1 protein-coding gene is annotated in these 428 nt (G+C 62.1%); it reads left to right on the top strand.

Going from position 1 to position 428, the window contains the following annotated elements; translation table 11 throughout:
- A partial coding sequence (locus AB4Y92_RS25975) for a trypsin-like peptidase domain-containing protein (protein ID WP_441822242.1) occupies positions 1-297 on the top strand: 297 nt, incomplete at its 5' end.
- Positions 298-428: the final 131 nt, after the last annotated feature.

The raw sequence follows: 428 nt of genomic DNA, 5'->3' as shown, positions 1-428 counted from the left end.
GGTTTCTTCGTCTCGAAGGCTGGGCACATTCTCACCAATGCCCATGTCATCAAGGAGTGCACGACCATCACAGCGCGGCCGGACGGTGGCACTCCCGGTCCCGCTCAGGTGCTCGCACGGGACGCGATAAACGACCTCGCGGTGTTAAAGGTGGCGGGGCCCGTGGAGCGCACACTCCCCATTCGAGCCAGTGTCCGGTTGGGGGAAGGCATCGCAGCCTTTGGATTTCCACATACTAACCTGCTGGCGACGACAGGAAACCCGGTCCCGCTCAGGTGCTCGCACGGGACGCGATAAACGACCTCGCGGTGTTAAAGGTGGCGGGGCCCGTGGAGCGCACACTCCCCATTCGAGCCAGTGTCCGGTTGGGGGAAGGCATCGCAGCCTTTGGATTTCCACATACTAACCTGCTGGCGACGACAGGAAAC

It is taken from the genome of Lysobacter sp. TAB13 (genome assembly GCF_052113885.1).
Lineage (GTDB): Bacteria > Pseudomonadota > Gammaproteobacteria > Xanthomonadales > Xanthomonadaceae > Lysobacter > Lysobacter gummosus.
The sequence above is the reverse complement of the archived record's forward strand: the minus strand, read 5'-3'. Positions and strand labels throughout refer to the sequence as shown.